Source organism: Rhodococcus sp. IEGM 1318, from assembly GCF_033142465.1.
Classification (GTDB): Bacteria; Actinomycetota; Actinomycetes; order Mycobacteriales; family Mycobacteriaceae; genus Rhodococcus_F; species Rhodococcus_F qingshengii_B.
In genome coordinates, this window is record NZ_JAWLSC010000019.1 from 59,064 (window position 1) to 69,129 (window position 10,066).

Annotated in this window: 6 protein-coding genes; 3 read left to right on the top strand and 3 right to left on the bottom strand. The window is 63.8% G+C overall.

The genetic code is table 11. From position 1 onward, the window contains the following. Nucleotides 1–50: 50 nt before the first annotated feature. Nucleotides 51–2,651 (bottom strand): alpha-glucan family phosphorylase, encoded by a 2,601-nt coding sequence (gene glgP, locus R4P65_RS30095; RefSeq protein WP_317829211.1) that lies wholly within the window; start codon nucleotides 2,649–2,651, stop codon nucleotides 51–53. 176 nt (nucleotides 2,652–2,827) lie between these two features. Between glgP and R4P65_RS30100 the strand changes: the two genes are divergently transcribed. The 3 genes from R4P65_RS30100 to R4P65_RS30110 are packed head-to-tail and all read left to right on the top strand — an operon-like array spanning nucleotide 2,828 to nucleotide 8,501. Further along, nucleotides 2,828–4,852 (top strand): alpha-1,4-glucan--maltose-1-phosphate maltosyltransferase, encoded by a 2,025-nt coding sequence (locus R4P65_RS30100; RefSeq protein WP_317829212.1) that lies wholly within the window; start codon nucleotides 2,828–2,830, stop codon nucleotides 4,850–4,852. Then, nucleotides 4,852–7,053 carry a 1,4-alpha-glucan branching protein GlgB gene (glgB, locus tag R4P65_RS30105; protein WP_317829213.1) on the top strand — a complete coding sequence of 734 codons (2,202 nt, stop codon included), beginning with the start codon at nucleotides 4,852–4,854 and terminating at the stop codon, nucleotides 7,051–7,053. Before R4P65_RS30100 ends, glgB begins: the two co-directional genes overlap by 1 nt. Beyond that, nucleotides 7,053–8,501, top strand: a complete 1,449-nt coding sequence (locus R4P65_RS30110) for a neutral zinc metallopeptidase (RefSeq protein WP_317829214.1) — start codon at nucleotides 7,053–7,055, stop codon at nucleotides 8,499–8,501. The genes glgB and R4P65_RS30110 overlap by 1 nt, the downstream gene beginning before the upstream one ends. 18 nt (nucleotides 8,502–8,519) lie before the next feature. Here the strand turns inward: R4P65_RS30110 and R4P65_RS30115 are convergent, their stop codons facing one another. Then, nucleotides 8,520–9,416 carry a tetratricopeptide repeat protein gene (locus tag R4P65_RS30115; RefSeq protein WP_317829216.1) on the bottom strand — a complete coding sequence of 299 codons (897 nt, stop codon included), beginning with the start codon at nucleotides 9,414–9,416 and terminating at the stop codon, nucleotides 8,520–8,522. Between the two features lie 105 nt (nucleotides 9,417–9,521). Next, a complete protein-coding gene (locus tag R4P65_RS30120; RefSeq protein ID WP_230814089.1) occupies nucleotides 9,522–9,884 on the bottom strand; it encodes a DUF3817 domain-containing protein in 363 nt (120 codons plus the stop codon). Between the last annotated feature and the right edge of the window lie 182 nt (nucleotides 9,885–10,066).

A 10,066-nucleotide genomic window follows, 5' to 3' on the forward strand; every position in this document is an offset into this window, starting at 1 on the left:
ACAATTCTGCCCCGGTACAGACCGAACGGACCGGGGCAGAATGTAATACGTCAGACGCTCGGAGTGGTCACCAACCCGAGTTCGGACGCATCGACCAACAACCGGTGATGCGGCAGCACCCGCACGGTGTATCCCACGGAACCGGAGACCGGAAGTGCAACCTCGGCTTCGAAGATCTCGGTTCCGTCCTCGGCGCCGAAGTGTGTCATCGGGAACGTCACCACGTCGGTGAGTTCCTCGCCCGGGCTGACGCGTCCCAGAACTGCCTGGACCTGGACATCCGAGACCGACAAGCCGCCGAGGCGGACCTTGGCCTTCAACGAGATGGTCGCACCGATCTCCGGAGTGTCCGGCAGGCCGGAACCATCCACCTGCTCGACGGCGACGGACGGCCACTGCGATTCGATGCAACGACGGAACTCGGCCACCTCACGCGCGCCGGCAAAATCGTCCGCCACTACCGCTCGAGCTGATTCCGCCGAAGGGGCGTAGTAGTCGACGGCGTAATCACGAACCATGCGTGATGCCAACACCTTCGGGCCCAGATTCTCGAGGGTGTGGCGAACCCTCTCGACCCAGCGCGTCGGCAGATCGGCAGCGTCACGGTCGTAGAACGTCGGCAGTACCGCGTGCTCGAGAAGTTCGTACAGGGCGCTGGCTTCCAGATCGTCGCGCCGAACGTCGTCGAGAACACCGTCGGCCGTGGGAATGGCCCACCCGTTCTCGCCGTCGTACATCTCGTCCCACCACCCGTCGCGAATGGAGAGGTTGAGTCCACCGTTGAGCGCGGACTTCATGCCGGAAGTTCCACACGCCTCGAGTGGGCGAAGTGGGTTGTTGAGCCACACGTCGCAGCCCCAGTAGAGGTAGCGGGCCATCGACATGTCGTAGTCGGGCAGGAAGACGATGCGGTGACGCACATCCGCTTCGTCGGCGAACCGTACGACCTGTTGGATGAGTGCCTTACCGCCGTCGTCGGCGGGGTGCGACTTACCGGCCACCACCAACTGCACCGGACGCTTCTCGTCGAGCAACATCGCACGCAGACGCTCGGGATCACGCAGCATCAGCGTCAACCGCTTGTACGTCGGGACGCGCCTTGCGAATCCGACCGTCAAGACGTTGGGATCGAAAACTCCAGTGGTCCAGCCAAGTTCAGCTTCGGTCGCGCCGCGTTCGAGCCACGACGCTCGGACGCGACGACGAACTTCGTCGACCAACTTGCCGCGCAAAGCATTACGTGTTTCCCACAGTTCGGTGGCCGACAACTCGTGCAGGCGCTCCCACCCGCGTGCTTCTTCGAGTTGCTCCTGACCGACGATCCGCCTGGCCACGTCCATCCACTCCGGCGCTGCCCACGTCGGCGCGTGAACACCGTTGGTGACCGAACCGATCGGCACCTCGTCGGCGTCGAATCCCGGCCAGAGACCGTTGAACATGTCGCGGCTGACGATGCCGTGCAACTTCGAGACGCCGTTGGCTCGCTGGCCCAGGCGAAGACCCATGTGCGCCATGTTGAAGATCGACGGATCGGCTTCGCGCCCCATCCCGACGATGCGGTCGACGGTCAGGCCGGGAAGCAAACTCGATTCGTTCTCGCCGTTCGCTCCGCCGAAGTAGTGACGGACCAGATCCGCCGGGAAGCGGTCGATTCCGGCGGGAACCGGAGTGTGCGTCGTGAAGACGGTTCCGGCGCGGACCGCGGCCAGAGCCGAATCGAAGTCCAGACCGCTGGTGGTGACAAGTTCCCGAATTCGTTCGATACCGAGGAATCCGGCATGCCCCTCATTCATGTGGAAAACCTCGGGGTCGGGCAATCCGTACGCCGCGGTGTAGGCACGCACCGCGCGGACGCCGCCGATACCCGCCAGGATCTCCTGCTTGATGCGGTGGTCCTGGTCCCCTCCGTAGAGGCGGTCCGTGACGCCGCGCAGATCCGCGTCGTTCTCGGCGATGTCGGAATCGAGCAGCAGCAACGGCACTCGTCCGACCTGAGCGATCCACACTCGCGCGCGCAGGACGCGTCCACCGGGCATGGCGACGTGAATGACGACCGGCGATCCGTCATCAGAAGCCGGGCCTGCGTCCGTCAGCAAGCGAAGAGGCAACCCTTGGGGGTCATGCGGCGGGTAGTGCTCGGCCTGCCAACCGTCGGCGGTCAGCGACTGGCGGAAGTAGCCGGATCGGTAGAGCAGTCCGACGCCGATGAGCGGCAGCCCGAGATCGGACGCAGCCTTGAGATGATCGCCCGCCAGAATGCCCAATCCACCGGAGTAGTTGGGCAGAACTTCACTGACTCCGAACTCCATGGAGAAGTACGCAATTCCGCCGGCTAACGATGTGCCCTTGTCCTGCTGGGACTGGTACCAGCGCGGGGTGCTCAGATAAGCGTCGAGATCGGCTGCTGCAGTGTCGAGGTCACCGAGAAATGCCTCGTCACTGCTGAGTTCGTCGAGACGGGTGGGGTTGACTTCCCCGAGCATGCGGACCGGATCGAACTGGACTGCTTGCCAGAGTTCGGGGTCGAGTCGCGAGAACAGATCCTGTGTCTCGGGATGCCACGACCACCGAAGGTTGGTGGACAGGGGGCCGAGCGCGGCGAGGCGCTCCGGAAGGTGGGCTCGGACAGTGAACCGACGCAAGGCTTTCACCCCGCGAACCCTAGTCGAGTTCCTTGCACTCTGTCCGGTGGAACCGAACGCCCGAGCCGACCCGACCACCGACAGACCCGGCTTCGCCGTTATCAGCGCTCCGGCGCGACACCCACTACGGTTGAAGCGGCGAAAGAAAGTTTTACCACGATCCATCACCAGAAATGGAGCTTCCCGTGTCAGGACGCCTCGGTATCGACGACGTGGTACCCGAGATCTCGGGTAACTATCCGGCAAAGGCCGTGGTCGGTGAAGTCTTTCCGGTGCATGCCACCGTGTGGCGAGAAGGCCACGACGCCATTTCCGCAACTCTGGTGGTGCGTGGTCCGCGCGGAACCAAACCGCTGCGTATTCCGATGGATCCCGGCACCGAACCGGACACCGTCGACGCGGTGTTCACGCCGTCCGCCGAAGGCATGTGGTCGTTCCGGATCGAGGCGTGGAGCGATCCCATCGCCACCTGGAAGCACGCGGTGGAAGCAAAGCTGGCCGTCGGGCAGGGCGCGGCCGAGTTGGCCAACGACTTGGAAATCGGTGCGCGCCTGTTCGAACAGGCCGCGCACGAGGTGCCGCGGGGCAACAGGTCCCGGCTCGAGGCCGTCACGGCGTCGCTGCGCAGCGATCAGGCGCTGACTGCTCGCGTCGCTCCGGCCTTCGCCTCCGACGTGGCTGAACTGCTCCGCGCCACTCCGCTCCGAGAACTGGTCACCAAGGGCGAGTCCCACCCCGTCGTCGTCGATCGCCACCGTGCACTTTTCGGCTCGTGGTACGAGTTCTTCCCCCGCTCGACGGGCGGTTGGGACGAGAACGGGGTGCCGCAACACGGTACGTTCCGCACCTCGGCCGAAGACCTACCCCGCATCGCCGCAATGGGTTTCGACGTCGTCTACCTACCGCCGATCCATCCCATCGGCGAGATCAACCGCAAGGGACGCAACAACACCCTCACTCCCGAACCCGGTGACGTCGGTTCACCCTGGGCCATCGGCTCGGTCGACGGCGGGCACGACGCAGTCCACCCGCAACTCGGCACGCTCAAGGATTTCAAAGCCTTCGTCGCCACGGCCCGCAAGCTGGATCTCGAAGTGGCACTGGATCTCGCGCTGCAGTGCGCCCCGGATCATCCATGGGCCAAGAAGCATCCGGAGTGGTTCAATGTCCTTCCCGACGGCACCATCGCCTACGCCGAGAACCCGCCCAAGAAGTATCAGGACATCTACCCGATCAACTTCGACACCGATCCTCGCGGTCTGGACAAGGAAATCCTACGAGTCGTCCGACACTGGATAAGTGCCGGCGTCAAGATCTTTCGGGTCGACAACCCACACACCAAGCCGCCCAACTTCTGGGAGACGCTCATATCGGAGGTCAAGAAGACCGATCCCGACGTCCTGTTCCTCGCCGAGGCATTCACCCGTCCGGCGCGCATGTACGGCCTGGCGCGACGCGGATTCACCCAGTCGTACACGTACTTCACCTGGCGAGTGGCGAAGTGGGAACTCACCGAATTCGGTAACGAGCTGGCGGCAAAGGCCGACGAAGCCCGACCGAACCTCTTCGTGAACACACCGGACATCCTGCACGAGTCCCTCCAGCACGGTGGGCCCGGAATGTTCGCTCTACGAGCAGCTCTCGCCGCCACCCTGGCGCCGACCTGGGGCGTCTACTCCGGTTACGAACTCTACGAACACCAAGCCGTTCGCCCCGGCAGCGAGGAATACCTCGACTCCGAGAAGTACGAACTTCGTCCGCGCCGCTTCGCCGAAGCAGCAGCGCGAGGCGAATCTCTCGAGCCGTGGATCACCGCACTCAACCGCATCCGGCGTGCACACCCGGCCCTGCAGCAGTTGCGGAACCTGCACTTTCACCACATCGACAACGACGCGTTGATCGCCTACTCGAAATTCGACGCCTCGACCGGCGACGCCGTCCTGACGGTGATCAATCTCAACCCGTTCGCGGCAGAAGAAGGCACCGTCTGGTTGGACATGCCGGCGCTCGGACGCGAATGGCACGACCACATGACCGTGCTCGACGAGGTAACCGGTGAGCAGTTCGATTGGGGCCAAGCCAATTTCGTCCGGCTCGAGCCCTGGCGTTCGGTGGCGCACATCCTCGCGCTCCCACCCGTTCCGTATCCGGCCCGGATCTCTCTGGCCTACCAAGCACGCAATGCGCACCGCGCAGGTGGAGGCAAGTGATGCCAACCGAAAAGTCCCCGTCGGGTATCGCACCGGACAATCACGATCTGGAACTGTTGGCGCGCGGTGAACACCACGATCCGCACAGTGTCCTCGGCGCCCATCGCCACGCCAACGGCACCGTTCTACGAGCGTTGCGTCCCAACGCCGAGTCCGTCAGCGCCGTCATCGGCGGCAAAAACTTTCCTCTCGAACATGTTTCGAACGGAATCTTCGCGGCTCTGGTCCCCTACCCCGACCTGATCGACTATCGCTATTCCGTGAAGTACCCGGGTGGCCACACGGTTCTCGCAGCCGACCCTTACCGATTCCTGCCTACTCTCGGTGAACTCGACCTTCACCTGTTCGGCGAAGGTCGGCACGAACGACTGTGGGACATCCTCGGCGCACATCCGCGTTCTTACGAGACACCGGACGGACCCGTCGACGGCACCTCGTTCGCCGTCTGGGCTCCGGCCGCCCGCGGTGTGACCGTCGTTGGCGACTTCGACGGGTGGAGTGGGCAATTCGCCCCCATGCGAGTCCTCGGCTCCACCGGAGTCTGGGAAATCTTCCTGCCCGACATCCCAGTCGGTTCGCTGTACAAGTTCCGGGTCCACGGCCACGACGGCTCGGTTCGCGACAAGGCCGATCCGATGGCGTTCGGTACCGAGGTCCCGCCGGCGACGGCCTCGCGGGTGACCATCAGTTCCCACGTGTGGAACGACGCGGCCTGGCTGGAAACCCGCGCGGGTGTCGACCCTTCGCAGTCGCCGATGAGCGTGTACGAGGTGCACCTCGGATCGTGGCGTCCCGGACTCGACTATCGGCAGATGGCCGAGCAACTCGCCGAGTACGTCACCACAACCGGATTCACCCACGTCGAACTCCTGCCGGTCTCCGAGCACCCGTTCGGTGGCTCTTGGGGATACCAGGTCACGTCGTACTACGCACCGACGTCCCGCTTCGGTACGCCCGACGATTTCCGTTGGTTCGTCGACCACCTGCATGCCGCAGGAATAGGCGTCATCGTCGACTGGGTGCCCGCGCATTTCCCCAAGGACGAGTGGGCCCTTGCCCGTTTCGACGGAACTCCCCTCTACGAGCACGCCGATCCGCGTCGCGGCGAGCAGTTGGACTGGGGCACATACGTATTCGACTTCGGACGTCGCGAGGTCCGGAACTTCCTCGTCGCCAACGCCTTGTTCTGGCTCCAGGAGTTCCATATCGACGGACTACGCGTCGACGCCGTCGCATCGATGCTGTACCTGGACTACTCACGTCCGGAAGGTGGATGGACTCCCAACATTCACGGTGGCCGCGAGAATCTCGAAGCCGTTGCGTTCCTGCAGGAGATGAACGCCACCGTTCACAAGAATCATCGAGGAGTCGTCACCGTCGCCGAGGAGTCGACGGCGTGGCCCGGAGTCACTCGGGCAACCAATGTCGGTGGCCTCGGGTTCAACATGAAGTGGAACATGGGGTGGATGCACGACACCCTCGGGTTTCTCGGTCACGACCCGGTGCACCGGACCTACCACCATCACGAGATCACTTTCTCGCTGATGTACGCGTGGAGCGAGAACTACCTGCTACCGATCAGCCACGACGAGGTAGTGCATGGCAAGGGAACTCTGTGGACGAGGATGCCCGGCAACGACTTCGCCAAGGCGGCCGGCCTGCGCTCACTGCTCGCGTACATGTGGGCGCATCCTGGCAAGCAACTGCTGTTCATGGGACAGGAGTTCGGCCAGAGCGCGGAATGGTCCGAAGAACGCGGCCTCGACTGGTGGCAGCTCGACGATCAATACACGGGCACTCTCCATCGCGGCGTCCAGCGACTGGTCGGCGATCTCAACTCCGCGTACCGACGCCATCCGGCCATGTGGACCCTCGACACCTCCCCCGGCGGATACTCCTGGATCGACGCCAACGACACCGAGAACAACGTCCTCAGTTTTCTGCGTTACGGTACTGACGGTTCGATTGTCGCCTGCCTGTTCAACTTCTCGGGCAGCGAACACTCGAGCTACCGCGTGGGGCTACCAGAGCCCGGCCGATGGGTGGAAATTCTCAACACCGATGCCGAGGTGTACGGCGGCTCCGGAGTCGGGAACCTCGGAGCGGTCACGGCAACGTCGCGTTCGTGGCACGGTCGGCCAGCCTCCGCACAGGTGGCGCTGCCTGCTGCTGGAGCGATTTGGATAAGTCTGGAGCGTTGATGGTCGGCCGGCGAGTAGTCATTGTCACGTCGTCACTGTTGGCAGTGGCCGCACTGCTCGCCGGTTGTGCCCATGGAACGAGTGGCCACGCCGTCTCGATTTATCACGATCCCTTCCGCGTCGCCGGACTCGACGCAACGGCAGGACCAAGTGGGTTACGCCCGGGAGCCCCCAATGCCGACCGAGCCATCACCGGCACCAACGGCGGGGATATCGACGCCCTGGCGGGCAACGCCATCACCGACATCGAAACCTACTGGGCCGCCGAGTACCCGGCTCTGTTCGACAAGCCCTTCGAGCCGGTCGACGAGCTGATCTCGTGGGACCCCACCGAATCGAACGGTCCGGACTTCTGTGAGGAGACCACCGAAGAACTCATCAACGCCGGGTATTGCAGCATCGATCACACCATCGGTTGGGATCGCGAACTGCTGCTGCCCGAGGTGCGCGAGAAGTTCGGTGAAGTGGCCGTTGCCTTCATCTTCGCGCACGAGTACGGCCACGCCGTTCAACGCAAAGCCGGGATCGTCGGCGGTAAACGAGATGCCGCCCTGGTGCGCGAACAGCAAGCCGACTGTTTCGGTGGGGCCTTCTTGCGGCACGTCGCCGAGGACAAGGCCGCACACTTCACGATGAACACCTCCGACGGACTCAACAAGGTGTTGGCGTCGGCTGTCGCCATCCGCGACGAAGACCCTAATGATCCTGAGAGCCATCATGGTTCGGCTTTCGAGCGCGTCACTGCCACTCAGATCGGATTCACCGACGGCGCCGGCGCCTGCGCGAAGATGGACGCCGACGAAATCGAGTCACGACGCGCAGACCTCCCGCAGCAGTTCGCCGAAGGCAACGATTCCGGAGAGCTGCCCGTCACCGAGGCAACTCTCGACGAGTTCGTGAAGACCTTCCAAGCGATCTTCGATCTACCCGAGCCGCCGAAGGTCGTGTTCACCGGCGCAGACACCGGGTGCAGCGATGCCGTTGCGACCGAACCCGTCTCGTACTGCCCGTCGACGAACACCATCGGAATCAGCGTCGACGACCTTGCCGAGCGCGGCACGCCGGGTCGCGTCGGGCGACGCGAGTTGATCCAGACCAACATCACCGGTGACTACAACGCCTATGTCCTGCTCGCGTCGAGGTACACCCTCGCGATGCAGAAGGAGAACGGCCAATCACTCGACACTCCGCAGACTGCCTTGCGCGCCGCCTGCCTGTCCGGCGTCATCACCGCAGCGCTCAGTCCCACCAACGCCGCGGCGTCCGGAGCGCAGGTCACACTCTCCCCCGGCGACCTCGACGAAGCCGTATCGGGGCTGCTGACCGACGGTCTGGCTGCCAGTGACGTCAACGGTGAGACGGTTCCGAGCGGGTTTGCACGTGTCGACGCGTTCCGGACCGGCGTTCTCGGTGGCCGGGAAGTGTGCGACAGCCGCTACACGGAGTAGCGACTGCCGGTCCACACGTCAGTAGAGAGCGGAAGCCAACTTACGACGGGCCGCGATGACGATCGGTTCTGCTGGGTCGAACAGTTCGAACAATTCGAGCAGGCGCGTCCGAGCGGCAGCCTTGTCGTCGCCGGCAGTTCGCGAGACCACCGAGATCAAGCGGGCGAACGACGCCTCGGGTTGCTGGGCGAACATTTCCAGGTCGGCCGCAGCGAACTGCAGTTCGAGATTGGAAGGATCAGCATCCGCGGCCGCAATCGACTCGGGATCGACACCCTGAACCCGAGCCATGAACTTCACCTGGCGGACAGCGCTTTTGGCCTCCGCATTGTTGGGTTCGGCGTCGAGAATCACCTGGTACGCAGCGATGGCCGCGTCGAGATCGCCCTCGTCCAGCGCGGTTTCAGCGGCCACGAAGCGTGGATCCTCGCCCTCCTCCACCGGTTCGTCCGCGTCGGACACCGGCCCACTCAACTTGCCCTCGACAGCTTGGAGCACTGCGTCGAACCACTGGCTGAGCTGCGCCTCCGGCTGAGCGCCCTGGAAATCGGCCAACGGCTGACCAGCCGCGACGGCAACAACCGTCGGCACCGACTGGACACCGAATGCCTGCGCGATACGAGGGCTCACGTCGACGTCGACGTTGGCAAGAATCCACTTGCCGCCGGCTTGCGCTGCAAATGATTCGAGAACTTCGGTGAACACGACCGAGGGCTCGTATGCGCGGCCACCGATGTTGACGATCACCGGCACCTGGCTCGACTTCAGCAGGACTTCGCTTTCGAAGTTCTCCTCGGTCACCTCGATCACTGCCCCGGAGACAGCAGAAACGGCCCCGTCGCCGCTGGTATTACGCGGCGGTGGTGGGGCCGTGGCCCGCTCTTTGAAGGCGGACAAGTCGACTGCGCCGCTCATGGCGGCAGCAACTGCGGACGAACGCGCGGGGGGCCTGGAACCTGGTCGAGTCACGACTCCCAGTTTGTCACGAGTTGCGCGAAGCTACGTAGAGGGATGCAGCACTCAGACGAGCGCCGCGTTGCCCTTGGCAGCCTCGAACTCTGTGGACAGCTCACCGAGCTTGCCGTTTCGCACTGCCCAGCGCTCGAATATGACGGTGCCGAACGGCGGAACGCTCGAGATCAGCGCAAGGATCGTGGTCTTGATGTCCCACTTGAGCGACCACGCGGTCAGGAGGGCAACAACGATGAACACCAGGAAGCCGGCGGTTCCGTGGACCATTCCGGGGATGCGAATCGCTTCTTCGTGTCCGAGGACCCACTTGAAGAACATGGCAACCAGCAAAGCCGCCCAGGTCACAGCTTCCCACCACGCCACCAGACGGAAGCGTTTCGCGGGAGTGGATACGTCAAAGATGTTCGCCATGAGGCCATTGTGCCCGAACAACTACGACGCCCCGTAGTTGTGTGAGGAAAACCACGGGGCGTCGCTGAGCGAGAGCACTAGTTCAGGTGTATTGAGACACTCAGGCCTTGGGGACGCGGACGATGAGTGCGTCGCCTTGTCCGCCGCCGCCGCAGAGTGCGGCTGCGCCGATGCCGCCGCCG

What these genes read in the sequence shown, in the direction of transcription:
- R4P65_RS30110 (WP_317829214.1), top strand. Translation starts at nt 7,053, where the DNA reads ATGGTCGGCCGGCGAGTAGTCATTGTCACGTCGTCACTGTTGGCAGTG.
- R4P65_RS30120 (WP_230814089.1), bottom strand. Translation starts at nt 9,884, where the DNA reads ATGGCGAACATCTTTGACGTATCCACTCCCGCGAAACGCTTCCGTCTG.
- glgB (WP_317829213.1), top strand. Translation starts at nt 4,852, where the DNA reads ATGCCAACCGAAAAGTCCCCGTCGGGTATCGCACCGGACAATCACGAT.
- R4P65_RS30115 (WP_317829216.1), bottom strand. Translation starts at nt 9,416, where the DNA reads ATGAGCGGCGCAGTCGACTTGTCCGCCTTCAAAGAGCGGGCCACGGCC.